We start from the raw sequence: 15,699 nt of genomic DNA, 5'->3' as shown, positions 1-15,699 counted from the left end.
TGCGTTGCTGTGCACGAGCGTGCCCAGTGGCTGTGTGAACTGGCCGGGGCGGCGGTCGGGATGGCGGGGGCGGTGATGGTCGGCGTCGCGCTCGGGGGCGCGCTCGGCGCCGGCCTCGCCCTCCTGGTCCTGTCCGTGCTGCTGCTCGTCGCCGGGAACGTCCGGCCCAAGGGAGGAGGCGACTGATGCCGATGATCCGCCGCCTCCTGGGAGGCCGTACCGAGCGAAGCCGCAAGAGCATGCCCCGGCTGGACGGCCGGTCCACGTCGGCCGGTGTGTCCGTCACGCCAGAGCGGGCGCTGCAGGTCGCTGCGGTGTTCTCGTCGGTGCGGCTGCTGGCCGAGACGGGGAGCATGCTGCCCACCGGCGTGTTCCAGAAGTCGGGGCAGACCCGGCTGCCCGCGATGGAACATCCGCTGGCGCCGTTGCTCACCTACCAGGCCAACCCGCACCTTGCCGCAGGGGAGTTCTGGGCGCAGGTCCTGGGCTGGATGCTGGTCCGCGGTAACGGCGGCGTGTACATCGAGCGGAACAACGGCGGCCGTCCGGTCGGTCTGTGGCCCGTGGCGTGGACCAGCGTGGAACAGCGCCGGATAAAGGACACCGGCGAACTGGTCTGGAAGATCACGCTGGATGACGACGAGTGGGCGCCTATCCGGGAGCCTGACGGCCTGGTCCGGAGCGAGAACTTCCTGCACTTCCGGTCCTTCGGCGTCGGGGGTGCAGAGGGCCTGTCGCCGATCGGCATGGCCCGCCAGTCGGTCGGCACCGGGTACGCGGCCAACGCCTACATCGGCAGCTTCTTCGCCCGGGACGCCTCCCCGGGAGGCATCGTCTCGGTGCCCGGGACGCTGAAAGACGCCCAGTACGAGCGGCTGACGCGGCAGTGGAAGGACCTGCACGAGGGGTTCGACAAGGCCCACCAGCTCGCGGTCATGGAGGCCGGCGCGAAGTGGGAGAAGACGACACTCAGCCCCGCCGACGCGCAGTTCCTGGAGGTCTACAAACTGACGCGCGCGGAGATCGCGGGGATTTTCGGTGTGCCGCCGCACATGATCGGCGACGTGGAGCGGTCCACGTCGTGGGGCTCCGGCATCGAGCAGCAGTCCCTGGGCTACGTCATCTACTCACTGCTGCCGTGGCTGACCCGTCTGGAGCGCACCACGAACCGGCTGTTCGGCGACCCCAGCGTGTACCTGAAGTTCAACCCCGAGGGGCTGCTGCGGGGTGACACCGCTCAGCGCTACACCGGCTACACGCAGGCCCGGCAGTGGGGCTGGATGAGCGTGAACGAGATCAGGGCCAAGGAAGAACTGGCGCCGATCGAGGGCGGTGACGACTACCTGCAGCCGCTGAACATGGTGCCCTCCGGCAGTGCGGAACCACCCGCTCAGCGCTCCCTGCCCGGGCGGCAGGCCCGTGCCGGGGACAGCGCCGAGACACCTGCGGCGGAGGACCTGCCGTCGTGGATCACCAGGCACTTCGAGGCGATCAGCGCGTTCTTCGCCGAGCAGGGCGAGCGGGTCCTGGCCGCGCTCGGGGTGACGCCGGACGCTTCGGCGGAGGACCTGATCGACCTGGCCGCCGACAACGAGGAACTGACCGAGCTGCTGTTCCAGCTCGCCCGCGGCCTGGCTGCTGAGGTCGGCGCGGCGACGGCGGCCACACTCGGCGGCGCGTTCGCGGTCGAGGAGACCACGGCGCTGCTCGCCGCGGGCGCCGCGTCCACGGCGGCGAACGTCAACGCAACGACGGTCGAGCAGCTGCGCAGCACGATCGCGTTGAAGGCCGCGCCGGCCGAGGTGCAGAAGGCGGCGCGGGACATGTTCGACCGGATGACCGAGACCCGTGCCAAGGTCCTCGCGCAGGCGCGGGTGTCGCAGACCACGAACTTCGCCTCGCACGAGGGCGCGAAGCAGGCCGGGGCCAGGACGAAGACGTGGCGGGTGTGGGACGCCAACCCGCGCAAGTCGCATCAGCGGGCGGACGGGCAGACCGTCGAGATCCGCGAGGACTTCACCATCGGCAAGCGCAAGGGCCGCTGGCCGCACGATCACCGGCTCGGTGTCGACGAGATCGCCGGGTGCACGTGCCGGCTCCAATTCAACCTGTGAGGAGGCGCGCATGCCGCGCACACGTGAGGTCCGCGCGTTCCCGCTGACGGACCTGCAGATCCGGGCCGCCGACGACCAGAGCGGTGCCCTGCGGTTCCGGGGCCGGGCGATCGTCTACGACTCGCTGTCCGAGGACATGGGCGGCTGGCGAGAGCGCATCGTGCCCGGCGCCGCGACCCGCACCCTCGCCCAGAACCCGGACGTCCGGTTCCTGATCAACCACGACCCGAACCTGCTGCTCGCCCGCACCGCAGCCGGTACCGCCTCCCTGGTCGAGGACGACGCCGGCGTGATGGTCGAGGCGGACATGGCCGACGTGTCCTACGCCCGGGATCTGGCCGTGAGCCTGGAGCGCGGCGACATCACGCAGATGTCGTTCGGGTTCTGGGTCACCGCTGACGGCTGGCAGGGCAACACGCACGAGGTGTTCGGCATCGACCTGGACGGCGGCGACGTCTCCGTCGTGACCTACCCGGCGTTCGCCGCGACCTCGGCAGAGCTGCGCTCGGCAGCCGCCCGGCACACCGGCCAGACCCTGCGGGAGCCGGACCCGGAGCAGGTGACGCGGGCGCTCGCCGAGATGCGCGCGGGCAAGGTCCTGTCCGCCTCGAACCGGCAGCTGGTGCAGGACGCCCGGGACGCGCTGGACGCGCTGCTGGAGGCGGCCGACCGCTCGGGGCCGACGCCCGAGGCGTATCCGCTGGAGCGGGCCAAGCACCGGCTTCGCGAGTACGAGCTGCTCGCCCAGCTGTAACCCCCTGACTTCCCGGCCGACCGGCCCGGGATCACCACCCATCTCACTGAGGAGAGCCCATGCCCACCAGCGTGGAGCTGCGGCAGCAGCGGGCCGGCGTCGTTGAGTCGATGCGGGCCATCACCGAACGAGCCGAGGGCGAGAACCGCGGCCTGAACCCGGAGGAGCGCCAGTCCTACGACCGGCACGACGAGGATTTCCGGAGCCTGACGGAGCGCATCGAGCGCCAGGAGGCTGAGGAGCAGCGGGCCGCGCAGATGGCCGAGCCGATCCGTCGCGGCGGCGGCCGGCCGGACGACGGCGGCCGCGGCACCGACGAGACCCGCGCCCAGGAGCGCCGCAGCGCGTTCTTCCAGGCGCTGCGCCGCGGCCTGCCCCGTATGGCGCCCGAGCAGCGGGCCCTGGTGGAGAACACCGCCGGAGAGATCCTCGTCCCGGAGGACCTGGAGACCGAGATCAACCGGGCCCTGCCGGACCTGACGATCATGCGCGGCATCGCCTCGCAGCGCTCGATCACCACCAACCGGGTGCGGCGCCGGTCGCTGGCCGAGGTGTCGGTGGGCTGGGGCAAGCTGGAGACCAACGAGCAGACCCTGACCGACTCGATGCCGAGCACTCCCACCGAGGAGTTCACCTACATCGAGGACCTGTACGGGCTGGCGAAGGTCGGCGAGGACGAGCTGGACGACTCCGACGTCAACCTGGAGGCGTTCATCCGCGACAGCTTCGCCCGCGCGTGCGCGGAGGCGGAGGACACCGCGTTCACCGTCGGCACCGGACACACCAACCACCAGCCGGTCGGCTACATGACGGCCGAGGGCGGCGTGCCCACCGTCGCCGCGGCGGCCGCGGCCGCCATCTCCACCGACGACCTCAAGAAGCTGATCTACGCCACCCCGGCGCAGTACCGGCGCAACGGACGGTTCGTCATCTCCTCCGGTACCGAGCTGGCGGTCTCGCTGCTCAAGGACGGCAACAACCAGTACATCTGGCAGCCGTCCGCGCAGGCGGGCCGCCCCAACTCGCTGTTCGGCTACCCGGTGGACAACCAGGAGGACCTCGCCGCCGTCGCCGCCAGCGCGCGCGTGGCCGCCTTCGGCGACTTCAACGCCGGCTACCGCATCTACGACCGGCAGGGCATGACCGTGAAGGTCCTGGACCAGCTGTACGCGGAAGAGGGCATGGTCGGCTGGAAGATCCGCAAGCGGGTGGGCGGCGACGTCATCCGTCCGCAGGCCCTGCGCATCCTGGCGATGGCGGCCGCGTGATGGGGCGCCGCATCCGGATCACGTCGGTCACGTCCATCGCTGATGGCGCGGGCCACCGCTACGGTCACGGCCAGGTCGTCGAGGTCGACGACGAGCTGGCCGACGCGTGGATTGCTGCCGGGCACGCCGAGCCCGACAGCAGCAGGGCCACGACCAAGGGCAAGGGCGCGGGCAAGCCGGTCCGGCAGGCGCGCGACGGCCGGCGCCAGGCGACCCGTCGCGCGCCCCGGGACACCTCGGCGAAGGCGGCCGGGGCGACCGACGCCGAGGCCGCCGCCGTCCGCGACGACGACAACGACGACGACGGCAAGGGCGACAGCGCGTCGTCCGACGGCCAGTGACGGGGGTGGAGCCGTGGCATCGCCCTGGGCGACACCGGAGGAGCTGCGGCTCCACCTCCGGCTCGCCTCGATCGACACGGAATCGGCGGCCGTGAAAATCGCGGAGGCCGAGGGCATCATTCGCGGCGCCCTGGAGCAGGACATCGACGCGGTCACCGCCGACGTGGCCGGGCTGGTCGGCAACGGCCGCCGGGTCATCAACCTGCCTCAGCTGCCCGTCACGTCGGTCACCTCGGTAACGGTCGACGGCACCGTCCTGGACGCCGCCGACTGGCGGGTAAACCGGTACGGCATCCTGACCCGCGGCGGCGCCTGCTGGGCGCTGGACGCGGACATCGAGGTGGTCTACGACCACGGCTATGACCAGGTGCCCGCACCGGTCAAGCAGGTCTGCCTACAGGTCGCCGGCCGGGCCTGGGTGCGGGCGGCGGCCACCGGGCTGTCGGCCGAGTCTCTCGGGGACCGGTCTGTCACCTACGACAAGGACCGCCCCGGCGATCAGTTGACCGCCTACGAGGAACGGCTGCTGCGGCCCTACGCCCTCGGCAACGAGAGCAGGTGAGGCGTGGACATCACGCACCTGCTGAACCGGACGCTTCAGGTGTGGCGCATCGTGGCCACGGATGACGGAGCGGGCGGGCAGGACACCACGCTGGTCCGCCAGGCCGACGCCGCCGCGAAAGTCGACCAGCCGTCCGCGGCCGAGCGGACGCTGGCGGCGCAGGCCGGGTCCGAGCACACGCACAACGTCTACCTGCAGCCGACCGCCGACGTGCGGCGCGGCGACGAACTGCGCGGCGACGGGCAGACGTTCCGGGTGCTGTCGGTCGTCCAGCCGTCGGCGCCGATCTACAGCAAGGCCGAGTGCCAGCTGATCCAGAAGGAGGGCACCTGAGATGGCTGCCTTGGACATCGTCACGGTGCCGGTCAACGGCGGCATCGGCCTGGAAGACTCCGCCGTCGCGGCCTCCGCCGGCGGGGACACGGCACCGGTCGGGCCGGGCCGGTTCCTGTACGTGATGAACGGAGACGCCGCCCCGCACACGGCGACCGTGGCCACGCCGGGCACGGCGTCCGGTCTGCCGCTGCCGGAGGTCGCGGTTGTCGTCCCGGCCGGGGAGTCGGCGATCCTGCCGCTCACGGCCGTGTTCCGGGGAGTGAACGGCAGGGCGTCGGTCACCTACGACGCGGTCACCGCCGTGTCCGTCGCGGTGTTCGAGCTGGAACGCTGATGGCGGCCGACGAGCAGCGTCCGCCGCTGCCGCCCGATCCCCTGGAGTGCCGGCAGAAGGCGGCGGCCCTGCTGCTGGAAGACGCGTTCGCCTCACCTGCCGAGGTGACCGCGTGGGCTCTGCTGGCCGTGGCCGGGGAGCTGGCGGAGATCCGCCGCGAGCTGCGCCGCAAACGCTGAGGAGGCCGTCATGGCGCGACGACGCCGCAGGCGCAGTCCTGTGCGCATGCAGGTCCACGGGATGGACTCGCTGAGGGAGAGCCTGGAGGGCCTGGCGCCGAAGCTGCTGGAGGCCAGCAGGGCAGCGGTGGAGGCGTCCGCCGAGGCCGTCCAGGAGCAGACCCGGGACAGCGTGCGCGTCGACACCGGGAACCTGCGCGACTCGGTGGGCATCCACTACGCGCGCGGCGGCCTGGCCGCGAAAGTGGGCTGGAAGGACAGGGCCGACTGGTACGCCACGATCCATGAGTTCGGCAGCCAGCGGATCCCGGCGCAGCCCGCGCTCGGGCCCGCACTTGAGCAGGAGCGGGTCCGCTTCGAGGACCGGCTGAAGATCGAGGTGCGGAGGGTGCTGTCGTGACCGCCCCCTCCACCATGGGCCCCGTACAGCAGGCCATGTACGGCGTGCTGACCGGCGACGCGGCGCTGATGGGGCTCGTCACCGGCGTGTGGGACTACGTCGCCGAGAAGGACGCCTTCCCGTACATCGTGATCGGTGAGGCCACCGAGATTCCGGACAACCACCATGGTGGCTTCGGACGGCAGACGACCGTGACCCTGCACGTGTGGACCCGCCACCGCGGCCACTCGAAAGGGCTGGCGATCGGTGCCCGGGTGACCGCGCTGCTGGACCACCGGCCGCTCACCATCGAGGGCCTGGACCACGTCGTGACCCGGTTCGAGTTCTCCCAGACCCTCACGGACCCGGAGCCGCCGGGCGACATCCGGCACCTGGTGCTGCGCTACCGGGTCGTCACCGAACAGCCCACCTGACCCTCTCCACCCTCGCCCCGAGCCCAGCCGGCCGGGGCGTCTCTCATGCCCGAGGAGGCACCCATGGCCGGTATCGATGCCTTCGGCGTCCAGCTGAAGCGAGGCGACGGCGAGACCCCCGAGGTGTTCACCGCCATCGCGAACCTGACCAACCTGGAGGACGGCGGCCGGACCCGTAACACGATCGACGTCACCGCCCACGACTCCCCGAACAAGTACATGGAGTTCGTCGGCGGTCTGATCGACGCGGGCGAGGTGACGGCTGACATCAACTACGACCCGGCCGTCCACGACGTCCTCGAAGCCGATCTTGAGGACGAGGACCCGCGCAACTACCAGATCGTCTTCCCGGACCCGGCCCAGACGACATTCTCCTTCGCCGCGGTCATGACCGGGTTCTCCAAGTCGGCGCCCACCGACGACAAGCTGTCCGCGTCGCTGACCTTCAAGGTCTCCGGCAAGCCCACCATCGCCTGAACGGGGATACGCGCATGGCACTGCTCACCGCAGAACAGATCGAAGCCGCCGACGACCGCCAATGGGAGGACGTCGACGTCCCCGAGTGGGGCGGCACCGTCCGCGTGGCCGGCATGTCCGGCACCGACCGCAACGCCTACCAGAAGCAGATGCTCGTCTTCGGCAGCAACGGCAAGCCGCGGGAGGTCGACCTCACCGACCAGCTGGCGCGGCTGCTGTCCAAGTGCCTGGTCGACGAGAACTTCAAGCGGCTGTACGTCACCGACAAGCAGGTCAAGGCTCTCGGGGCGAAGAACGGCGCCGTGCTCGAGCGGCTCGCGCGGGTCGCCAAGCGGCTGTCCGGCCTCGGCGACGACGCGGTCGAGGACGCGGCGGGAAACTCCGAAGCCGACCCGAGCGGCAGTTCTACTTCCGCCTAGCGGCCCACCTCGGGGCCCGGTCCGTGCGGCACCTGCTCGCCGACATGCAGTCGGACGAGCTGACCGAGTGGATGGCCTACGAGCAGATCACCGGCCCGCTCGGACCGGAGCGCGGGGACCTGCTGCACGGCATCCGGGCGGCGGTCACCGCCAACGCCGCCGGCGGCAAGGGCCGCAAGTCCGTGCCGAAGGACTTCGTCCCCAAGTGGGACCAGTCCCAGGCTGCGGACTGGCAGGAGATGCTCGCCACCGCGCGGGCGCTGAACAGCCGCCTCGGCGGCACCGACCTCACGCGAGGGGGCGACAGTGGCGACGCTGGATGAACTGCTCGTTGAGATCGGCATCGACGCCGACGATCTGAGGTCCGGAACGGACGGGGCAGCAGACGACGTCGAACGCTCCCTGGCCGGGGTGGGGGACGCGGCCGACGCGATGGGCCGGGACATCGCGGACGCCGCCGACCAGGCGGCCACCGCCCTGGACGGCGTCGGCACGTCCGCCAACGAGGCCGCCCAAGGGGCGGAGCAGGCGGCCGCAGACGTCGAAGGATCCTTCCGGGGCATCGCCGCAGGCGCGGCCGGTGTCGCCGTGGGCGGCCTTTTCATGGCAGGCCTGCAGTCAGCCATGGACATGCGGGCCGCGAACACCAAGCTGACGAACCAACTCGGGCTCACCGCCGAGGAGTCCGCGCGAGCGGGCGAGGTCGCCGGTGAGGTGTTCAAGGCCGGGTTCTCCGACTCGATCGGCGGCGTGAACGAGGCCCTGGCCGGGGTCACCGCGAACATCGGCGGCATGGGCAAGGCCACCGACCAGGAGCTGACCCAGATGACCAAGAGCGCGCTCGCGCTCGCGGACACCTTCAACTTCGACGTGAACGAGGCCACCCAGGCCATGGGCACGCTGCTCAAGACCGGCCTGGCGAAGAACGGCACCGAAGCCCTGGACCTGCTCACCGCGACCGCGCAGAAGCTGCCCCCCGCCCTCCAGGAAGAACTCCCCACCCTCACCCGCGAGTACGGCGAGTTCTTCGACCAGATGGGCTTCACCGGCCCGGAGATGATGGGGCTACTGGCTGAGGCCGCCAAGAGCCCGACGTTCGAGCTGGACAAGATGGGTGACGCGCTCAAAGAGTTCACGCTCCTGATGGCCGACACCGAAGCGGTCAAGGGGCCGCTGAAGGAGCTGAAACTCGACGTCGGAGAGATCCAAGATCTGATGAACGAGGGCCGCGGCACTGAGGCCTTCGACATGGTGATCGAGGCCCTGCGTGGGGTCGAGGACCAGACCAAGAGGACGAGCCTGCAAGCGGCCCTTTTCGGTGGTCCCGGCGAGGACATGGGCAACGCCCTGTTGAACCTGAAGGCCACCGGCGCTGACGCAGCGGCCGGCCTCGACGAGGCGGCCGGCGCGTCGAAGGACCTAGCCTCCTCTGTCGAGGAAGCGCAGACATTCGATGCGGCCTGGCGGCAGATCTCCACCACCCTGGGCGAGTCCCTCGCCCCGGCGCTGGAGAAGGTCGGCGACTTCATGACCGAGCACCCGGAACTGATGAAGGTCGTGGTGCCTGCGGTTCTCCTGCTGGCAGCCGCCTTCGCCGTCTTCGCACTGTCCGTATGGGCGGTCAACGCCGCCATGTGGGCGAGCCCCATGACCTGGGTCGTGATCGGCATCGTCGCCCTGATCGCCATCATCGTGATCATCATCGCCAAGTGGGACGAGCTCAGCGCGGCCACAGAAGCGGCCTGGAGGTGGATCCAGGACAAGGTCGGTGCGGGGATCGACTGGATCTCCGGCAAGGTCGGCGACGGCATCGACTGGCTCGACGAGAAATGGGACCAGGGCTGGGCCTGGGTCGAGGAGAAGACCGAGAGCGCCGTCAACGGCATCCTCGGCGCGGTCGCCTGGCTGGACGCCATCCCGGGTCAGGTCGCAGGCTGGCTCGGCGAGGTCGTCTCCTACATCGCCGGGCTCCCGGGCCGGATCGGCCGTGCCACCTCGGGCATGTGGGACAGCATCGTGTGGGGCTTCAAGGACGCCGTCAACCAGCTGATCTGGATGTGGAACAGCCTCTCGTTCACGCTGGGCGGCGGCAGCTTCATGGGGGTCGACATTCCCACGGTGACCCTGCACACCCCGGACATTCCGTACCTGGCAGAGGGCGGCATCACGACCGGCCCGACGCTGGCGATGATCGGTGAGGGCGGTGAGCAGGAGGCCGTGCTCCCGCTGTCCAAGCTGGAGTCGCTGCTCAGCGCAACGGCCCCGGCCGTGGCCCGCGTGGAACCCGCCGACAAGCGCCTGGTGCTGGAACTGCGCGGCGGGTCTCGCGCCTTCCGCGAGTTCTTCCAGGAGTCCGTCCGCACCACCGCCGGCGGAGACGTCGTCAAGTTCGCGGAAGGATGATCCATGCCGAGCCTGCCGCCGCCCATGTGGGCTGAGCTGTACTACAGCGGCGCCTGGAACAGCATCACGGGCGATCTGCTTCAGAGGACGCCCGTCACCGTCACCCGCGGGCTGTCGTCGGAGTCGTCGTCCACAGCGGAGCCGACCGCCTGCAGCTGCGACCTGGAAAGCCGTGACAACCGGTACGCGCCCCGCAACCCTGCCAGTCCGCTGTACGGGCTGATCGGCCGCAATACGCCGTTCCGCTGGGGGTACACCGTTGGCTCGCCGTGGGCCGAACTGCCCGGTGGCCTGACCTACAGCTCCCTGTTCGTCAATGACGCCCCGGCCCTGGACGTCACCGGGGACTTCGACCTGCGCCTGGACGTGGCGCTGGAGGACTGGTCGGAGTCGCAGATGCTGGCGCTGCGCTACCAGTCCACCGGCGACCAGCGCTCGTGGGCGCTGGAGATCCTGAACGGCACCCTGACGTTCATGTGGTCCCCGACCGGTCTGCTGGCCGGCCGCATCGACCGGGCCGCCACCGAGCCGGTCCGCGGCTACAACGGCCAGCGCATGGCGCTGCGGGTCACCCTGGACATCAACAACGGGTCGGGCGGCTACGAGCTGCGCTTCTGGACCGGCCGCACCGTGGACGACGAGGAATGGCATCTGCTCGGCGACCCGATCGTCGGCACCGGCACCACCTCAGTGTTCGCAGGCAGCGCGTACATGGAGCTCGGGGCCGGCTTCAACTTCAACCAGACTCCGGGCGGCGGCTCCCTGAACCGGATGCGCGGCAAGGCCTACGCCCTGCAGCTGCGCGACAGCGGCACCGTCAAGGTCGACATGTCCACCACGTCCGCCACGCCGGGCGGCACTACGTTCGTGGACGCCACCGGGCTGACCTGGTCCCGGGGCGGCACCTCGGTCCTGACCAACCGCCATATCCGCATGGCCGGGGAGGTGCCCGCCTGGCCGCCCACCCGCGACCTGTCCGGCAACGACAACTACGTCAGCATCAACCCGTCCGGGCTCACGCGCCGGATGGACGCCGGCAACCGCCCCCAGGACAGCGCGCTGCTGCGGTACATCAAGGCCGAGGGGCCGATCGAGTGCTGGCCGCTCACGGACGGGCCCCGCACCACGGCCGCCAAGTCCCTGGTGGGCGGGCAGGACATGCAGCAGGAGATCCTGATCGGTGAGGACACGGCCGCCGACTGGCAGAAGGGCAGCCTCGCCGACTGGATCGAACCGGTGCTGGCGGTGAAGGCGGAGACGACCGGGCACCTGCGCGGCGGCCTGCCGAACGCTCCGTCCGCGGCGGGCGGTTGGTCGGTGGACCTGTTCCTGTCCGGCGGCGGCATCCCGTCCTCCGGACAGTGGACCACCAGCGACTTCGGGGCCGGTACGGACGGCGACGAGCAAAATTCCGTCCAGATCATTTTCACCGGCAGCCTGGACCGACTCACTGTTGTCCGGCAGTCCTACGGCGATTCCACGTCCAGCTCCGGCCTGCTGGCGAACATCGACGCCGTGGGCATCTACGACGAGGAGCCGCACCACCTGCGGCTGACGATCGACCCTTCGGGCGGCCTGACCGAGTGGCTCATCTACGTGGACGGGCAGCCCGCGGGCAGCGGCACCATCGCCGGCATTACGTTCAAGGCAGCCCGTGAGATCTTGTTCGGCTGGGGGTTCGCCTCGATCGAGGGCACCACCATGTCCGACCGGTCGGTGGGGTACATCACCTACTGGGACGCCAACGGGCCCAGCGCGGCCCAGATGTACGACGCGTACATGGGGTTCCAGGGCGAGCTGGCCGGGGAGCGCATCGAGCGGCTGGCCACGGAGGCGGGTTACACGGCCTCCGTGGCGGGCGAGTCGGAGTACCAGCAGCCCCTCGGTATCCAGGGGCAGAAGAAGCTGCTGGAGCTGCTGAACGAGGCCTCGGCCACGAACTTCGGTTACCTCCTGGACCGCCGTGACGCTGTCGAGGTGGTCCACCGTGGCGGCAGCACGCTGTGGAATCAGTCGCCCGCCCTCACCCTGGACTACTCCGCCGGCCTCATCAGCCCGCCGTTCCGCCCGGTCGACGACGACAAGCTCACTGAGAACGACGTATCGGTGAGCCGCGAGTTCGGGTCGGTCCCGGCACGGCAGGTCCTCGAGGAAGGGGAGCTGTCCGTCCTGGCCCCGGAGGACGGAGGGGTAGGCCGCTATGACACCTCGTACACCTACAGCCTGGCCACGGACGCCCAGGCCGCGCAGGTCGCCGGTATGCGGCTGCACCTCGGCACGTACAACGGGGTTCGGTACACCCGCCTCACCCTCAACCTCGCGAACGAGCGGGTCTACCAACACATCGATGACATCCTGCGGATCGACGTCGGGGACACGATCCGGCTGACGAACCTGCCGCCGGACCACGGGCCGGACGACGTCGATGTGCTGGTGGCCGGGTACAGCGAGGAAGCCGGGCCGGACGGCTGGCTGATCACGTTCAACTGCGTGCCCGGCGAGCCGTGGACGGCCGGCATTGTCGGCTCCGACACCCACGGGCGCGCGGACACCGGCGGCAGCACCCTGGCCGTAGCCGTAGCCGTGGACGCGGACGACACCACCCTGTCCGTGACCTCGACCGGCGTCCGCTGGGTCACCGGCAGCGCGCCCACGATCAGCGACGCGTTCCAGCGGACCGTGGCCGGCGGCTGGGGGACGACGGACGCCGGGCAGGCGTGGACGACGGACGGCGGCTCCAGCGGCGACTACTCGGTCTCCCCCGGCGCCGGCGCCGTGGCCGTCGGAACCCTCAACGTGTCCCGCTACTGCCTGCTGCCCGCCCCGGGTGCGAACTGGGACCAGGCGGTGAGCCTCGCCACCAGCGCCGTCGCCTCCGGGGGCAGCATGTTCCCGGCCCTGGCAGCCCGCTACCAGGACGCGTCCAACACCTACCTGGCGCGGGTGCAGTTCGCCCCGGGTGGGACGATCACGCTGTCCCTGCGTAAACGGGTGGCAGGCACCGAGACGCAGCTGGCGTCCTACACGTCGACGCTGACCCACCAGGCCGGGGTGCCGGTACGGGTGCGGTGGCAGGGTACGGGCAGCACGCTGCGCGCCCGGATCTGGGCCGACGGGCGGACCGAGCCGGACGCCTGGCACGTCACGGCCACCGACACGTCGCTGGCGGCGGCCGGGCAGATCGGCATGCGCACGATCCTGTCGTCCGACAACACCAACACCCTGCCGGTCACCGTCCGGTGGTCGGGCCTGGAGGTGAGCGCGTCGCCGGGCGAGTACCCGCAGGATCTGCCGTTCGACGTGCGCACCGGGGGCGAGGTCATGCGCGTCACCCGGATCACCGGCACGACGTCGCCGCAGACGTTCACCGTGACCCGCTCCATCAACGGCGTCGTGAAGTCCCACGCGCCGGGCCAGGACATCCGCCTGGCGTCCCCCGTCTACGTCGCGATGTAGGAGGTGCGTCATCACTCTCTGGCTCGCCGGAATGCGAATCACCGCGGACCGGCTCATGGACCATACGATCGAGGCGCAGACGTCCTCGGGCGTAGTGGCGCCCACCAACTGGAGCGTGGGTTCGTTCCAGGGGTACAAGGTGTCCGGGATGACCACGGTGGTGCTGGTCATGACCTACACCGGGGCGTCGGCGATCACCTCCTCCACCGCCGGGAACATCGGCGACACCCTGTGCGGCACCCTCCCAGCCGGCTGGCGGCCGCTGGCCACCCTCGTCACCTCGTTCGACCGGAGCGGTGTGGCGGACGGCTCCGTCTCCATCGCCCCGGACGGCACCTGCATGCTGAAAACCCTGAGCCCGAACGCCACGATCAGCGGCGGCAACAACGTGAGCTTTATGGCCACCTGGGTCAGCGGCAACGCCTGATCCCACCTGTAGCAGCAAGGAGAATCACATGCCCCTGGGTACCCCGCAGGGCCCGACCGCCAGCCAGTGGAAGGTCACCGCGACCAGCCAAGCGACGCTCGGCGACTACGGCGTCCAGTTCGACGTGATCGCCACGACCGACAACCCCGACGACCCGGGAGTGGCCCCCATCGTCCAGGCGTTCATCGACCTGCTCGCGAACTCCCCGGATTTCCGGGTGAACAACGCGACCCGGACGTACTCCTACTTGGAACCGATCACACCCACCAAGTAGCCCCACCCCTCTTCGCACGCCCCGCGCCGCCCGGCCGGGGCGTTTCTCATGCCCTGGAGGCCCCATGGCCTGGTATCCCGGCGCCACCCGCATGGAGCTGCAGCCGGAGTCGGACGCCCAGGCGGCGATCCGGCCCACGCAGTTCATCGTCCACTCGGTGGTTGCACCGTGGGACGAGAAGCGGATCTACGCCTACTGGCGCGACAGCACCAACCTCGAGTCGCACTTCGGCCTCGACTACGACGGGTCGATTGGCCAGTACATCGGCACCGAGACCCGCGCGGACGCCAACGCCGGCGCGAACCGACGGCCGGACGGCACCGGCGCGGTGTCCATCGAGACGGCGTCCAACACGTCGGCCACCGACGAGTGGACGCCCGAGCAGATCGAGCAGCTGGTCCAGCTCGGCGTATGGCTCCACGAGCGGCACGACATCCCGCTGCGGATCTGCCGCAGCCACAGCGACCCCGGGTTCGGCTACCACAGCCAGTTCCGGGAGTGGTCGACCAGCGGCACGGCGTGCCCCGGCAAGGCCCGCATCCGCCAGTTCCGGGAGGTGGTGTTCCCCGGGATTGTCGCCCGCGCCAAGGGCACCAACACACCGGCACCGGCCCCGACATCCCCGAAGGAAACCGGCATGAAGCTCACCGACCAGGTGCCCCTGCCCGACTGGGTGCCCGAGACCTGGCCCGAGGACAAGGGCCTGTCGGACAAGAAGATCGCGGTCAGTGTGGCGCTCGGCTCGGGCTACGGCCACGTCCGCCGCGCCCGCGAGAACACCGAAGAGCTCCTCCGCCAGATGGAGGCGCTCCGCACCGAGGTCGCGCAGCTGCGCGCGGCCGTCACGAAGGGAGCCTGACCATGTCCCAACTGCATCTGCCCGACGCCGAGACCGTCGTGAAGACCGGACGCACCTACGCGGTCGACCTGATCGAGCGAATCATCTGGACGTTCCTCGGCGCGGCTGGCGCGGTCGCCCTCGCCGCAGGCCCGGCAGACATGCTCAGCGTGTCCTTCTGGGAGGGCGTCGGCACCGCCGGACTGGCCGCCGTCGTGACCCTGGTCAAGGGCATCGCGGCCCGCCTGATCGGCCCGAAGAACAGCGCTTCGACCGCGCCGAGCGTCTGATGCGTGCGGCGGCCCGGCGGCACACCCGACGTCTGGGCCGCCGCGGGCCCTTCCTCGTCTTCATGGGCGTCGGCAAGGTCTGCCTCGGCGCCTCGTTCATCTTCACCCCGCCCACAGCGGTCGGCGGCCTGGAGCTGCTGGTCCACTTCGCACCGCTGCGCTGCTGGGCATGGGTGTGGATCATCTGCGGCACGGTGACGTTCTGCTGCGCCTGGGCGAGGTTCGGCAGAGACGGCTGGGGGTTCGTCACCGCGTCCGCCCCGCCGGCGCTCTGGGCGTTCGCCTACAGCTGGGCGGGCCTGGTCGACGGCTACACGCGTGGCCTGTGGCTCTGGGCCTGGTACATCACATCGCACTGTGGGGTGATCTGGTGCGCATCACGAGTCCCGCCTGATACCGGATCACCCGGGGACC

The 15,699-nt window shown here is 70.4% G+C and carries 21 protein-coding genes; all 21 read left to right on the top strand.

The window, feature by feature from the left end; all coding sequences use genetic code 11:
* Window positions 1-9 precede the first annotated feature (9 nt).
* On the top strand, window positions 10-186 hold the full coding sequence (locus tag IE178_RS33405; RefSeq protein WP_193514857.1) for a hypothetical protein: 177 nt from the start codon (window positions 10-12) through the stop codon (window positions 184-186).
* Window positions 186-2,114 (top strand): phage portal protein, encoded by a 1,929-nt coding sequence (locus IE178_RS33400; protein WP_193514856.1) that lies wholly within the window; start codon window positions 186-188, stop codon window positions 2,112-2,114. The genes IE178_RS33405 and IE178_RS33400 overlap by 1 nt, the downstream gene beginning before the upstream one ends.
* Window positions 2,115-2,124: 10 nt before the next feature.
* Window positions 2,125-2,868, top strand: coding sequence for an HK97 family phage prohead protease (locus IE178_RS33395; protein ID WP_193514855.1), 744 nt, complete (start codon window positions 2,125-2,127; stop codon window positions 2,866-2,868).
* 59 nt (window positions 2,869-2,927) lie between these two features.
* Window positions 2,928-4,136 carry a phage major capsid protein gene (locus IE178_RS33390; protein ID WP_193514854.1) on the top strand — a complete coding sequence of 403 codons (1,209 nt, stop codon included), beginning with the start codon at window positions 2,928-2,930 and terminating at the stop codon, window positions 4,134-4,136.
* Complete coding sequence (locus IE178_RS33385; RefSeq protein WP_193514853.1) at window positions 4,136-4,477, top strand: hypothetical protein; 342 nt, start codon at window positions 4,136-4,138, stop codon at window positions 4,475-4,477. The genes IE178_RS33390 and IE178_RS33385 overlap by 1 nt, the downstream gene beginning before the upstream one ends.
* A gap of 13 nt (window positions 4,478-4,490) precedes the next feature.
* Window positions 4,491-5,039 carry a hypothetical protein gene (locus IE178_RS33380; protein ID WP_193514852.1) on the top strand — a complete coding sequence of 183 codons (549 nt, stop codon included), beginning with the start codon at window positions 4,491-4,493 and terminating at the stop codon, window positions 5,037-5,039.
* Between the two features lie 3 nt (window positions 5,040-5,042).
* Entirely contained in the window at window positions 5,043-5,372 is a 330-nt protein-coding gene (locus IE178_RS33375; protein WP_193514851.1) for a phage head closure protein, read from the top strand.
* Window position 5,373: 1 nt separating this feature from the next.
* On the top strand, window positions 5,374-5,709 hold the full coding sequence (locus IE178_RS33370; protein ID WP_193514850.1) for a hypothetical protein: 336 nt from the start codon (window positions 5,374-5,376) through the stop codon (window positions 5,707-5,709).
* On the top strand, window positions 5,709-5,888 hold the full coding sequence (locus IE178_RS33365) for a hypothetical protein (protein WP_193514849.1): 180 nt from the start codon (window positions 5,709-5,711) through the stop codon (window positions 5,886-5,888). Before IE178_RS33370 ends, IE178_RS33365 begins: the two co-directional genes overlap by 1 nt.
* 10 nt (window positions 5,889-5,898) lie before the next feature.
* Entirely contained in the window at window positions 5,899-6,288 is a 390-nt protein-coding gene (locus tag IE178_RS33360) for an HK97-gp10 family putative phage morphogenesis protein (protein ID WP_193514848.1), read from the top strand.
* Window positions 6,285-6,701 (top strand): DUF3168 domain-containing protein, encoded by a 417-nt coding sequence (locus tag IE178_RS33355; protein ID WP_318280388.1) that lies wholly within the window; start codon window positions 6,285-6,287, stop codon window positions 6,699-6,701. Before IE178_RS33360 ends, IE178_RS33355 begins: the two co-directional genes overlap by 4 nt.
* A 63-nt stretch (window positions 6,702-6,764) precedes the next feature.
* Window positions 6,765-7,178, top strand: coding sequence for a phage tail tube protein (locus tag IE178_RS33350; RefSeq protein WP_193514847.1), 414 nt, complete (start codon window positions 6,765-6,767; stop codon window positions 7,176-7,178).
* A gap of 14 nt (window positions 7,179-7,192) precedes the next feature.
* On the top strand, window positions 7,193-7,597 hold the full coding sequence (locus IE178_RS33345; protein WP_193514846.1) for a phage tail assembly chaperone: 405 nt from the start codon (window positions 7,193-7,195) through the stop codon (window positions 7,595-7,597).
* Window positions 7,598-7,620: 23 nt separating this feature from the next.
* Entirely contained in the window at window positions 7,621-7,920 is a 300-nt protein-coding gene (locus IE178_RS33340) for a phage tail assembly protein T (RefSeq protein WP_318280387.1), read from the top strand.
* Complete coding sequence (locus IE178_RS33335) at window positions 7,904-10,000, top strand: phage tail tape measure protein (RefSeq protein ID WP_193514845.1); 2,097 nt, start codon at window positions 7,904-7,906, stop codon at window positions 9,998-10,000. Before IE178_RS33340 ends, IE178_RS33335 begins: the two co-directional genes overlap by 17 nt.
* Before the next feature lie 3 nt (window positions 10,001-10,003).
* Complete coding sequence (locus tag IE178_RS33330) at window positions 10,004-13,456, top strand: hypothetical protein (protein ID WP_193514844.1); 3,453 nt, start codon at window positions 10,004-10,006, stop codon at window positions 13,454-13,456.
* Between the two features lie 55 nt (window positions 13,457-13,511).
* Window positions 13,512-13,883 (top strand): hypothetical protein, encoded by a 372-nt coding sequence (locus IE178_RS33325; protein WP_193514843.1) that lies wholly within the window; start codon window positions 13,512-13,514, stop codon window positions 13,881-13,883.
* 28 nt (window positions 13,884-13,911) lie between these two features.
* Window positions 13,912-14,157, top strand: coding sequence for a hypothetical protein (locus tag IE178_RS33320; RefSeq protein WP_193514842.1), 246 nt, complete (start codon window positions 13,912-13,914; stop codon window positions 14,155-14,157).
* Window positions 14,158-14,221: 64 nt separating this feature from the next.
* Window positions 14,222-15,016, top strand: a complete 795-nt coding sequence (locus tag IE178_RS33315; protein WP_193514841.1) for a peptidoglycan recognition protein family protein — start codon at window positions 14,222-14,224, stop codon at window positions 15,014-15,016.
* A gap of 2 nt (window positions 15,017-15,018) precedes the next feature.
* A complete protein-coding gene (locus IE178_RS33310; protein WP_193514840.1) occupies window positions 15,019-15,285 on the top strand; it encodes a hypothetical protein in 267 nt (88 codons plus the stop codon).
* Window positions 15,285-15,699 (top strand): hypothetical protein (locus IE178_RS33305; protein WP_193514839.1); only part of this gene is annotated, 415 nt, incomplete at its 3' end. The genes IE178_RS33310 and IE178_RS33305, both read left to right, overlap by 1 nt.

The sequence above is a fragment of the Streptomyces griseoloalbus genome, from assembly GCA_014650015.1.
Taxonomy (GTDB): Bacteria; Actinomycetota; Actinomycetes; order Streptomycetales; family Streptomycetaceae; genus Streptomyces; species Streptomyces griseoloalbus.
The sequence above is the reverse complement of the archived record's forward strand: the minus strand, read 5'-3'. Positions and strand labels throughout refer to the sequence as shown.

Coding starts and splice junctions, on each gene's coding strand:
- IE178_RS33400 (WP_193514856.1), top strand. CDS start 186: ATGCCGATGATCCGCCGCCTCCTGGGAGGCCGTACCGAGCGAAGCCGC.
- IE178_RS33395 (WP_193514855.1), top strand. CDS start 2,125: ATGCCGCGCACACGTGAGGTCCGCGCGTTCCCGCTGACGGACCTGCAG.
- IE178_RS33390 (WP_193514854.1), top strand. CDS start 2,928: ATGCCCACCAGCGTGGAGCTGCGGCAGCAGCGGGCCGGCGTCGTTGAG.
- IE178_RS33385 (WP_193514853.1), top strand. CDS start 4,136: ATGGGGCGCCGCATCCGGATCACGTCGGTCACGTCCATCGCTGATGGC.
- IE178_RS33370 (WP_193514850.1), top strand. CDS start 5,374: ATGGCTGCCTTGGACATCGTCACGGTGCCGGTCAACGGCGGCATCGGC.
- IE178_RS33365 (WP_193514849.1), top strand. CDS start 5,709: ATGGCGGCCGACGAGCAGCGTCCGCCGCTGCCGCCCGATCCCCTGGAG.
- IE178_RS33360 (WP_193514848.1), top strand. CDS start 5,899: ATGGCGCGACGACGCCGCAGGCGCAGTCCTGTGCGCATGCAGGTCCAC.
- IE178_RS33350 (WP_193514847.1), top strand. CDS start 6,765: ATGGCCGGTATCGATGCCTTCGGCGTCCAGCTGAAGCGAGGCGACGGC.
- IE178_RS33345 (WP_193514846.1), top strand. CDS start 7,193: ATGGCACTGCTCACCGCAGAACAGATCGAAGCCGCCGACGACCGCCAA.
- IE178_RS33330 (WP_193514844.1), top strand. CDS start 10,004: ATGCCGAGCCTGCCGCCGCCCATGTGGGCTGAGCTGTACTACAGCGGC.
- IE178_RS33325 (WP_193514843.1), top strand. CDS start 13,512: ATGGACCATACGATCGAGGCGCAGACGTCCTCGGGCGTAGTGGCGCCC.
- IE178_RS33320 (WP_193514842.1), top strand. CDS start 13,912: ATGCCCCTGGGTACCCCGCAGGGCCCGACCGCCAGCCAGTGGAAGGTC.
- IE178_RS33315 (WP_193514841.1), top strand. CDS start 14,222: ATGGCCTGGTATCCCGGCGCCACCCGCATGGAGCTGCAGCCGGAGTCG.
- IE178_RS33310 (WP_193514840.1), top strand. CDS start 15,019: ATGTCCCAACTGCATCTGCCCGACGCCGAGACCGTCGTGAAGACCGGA.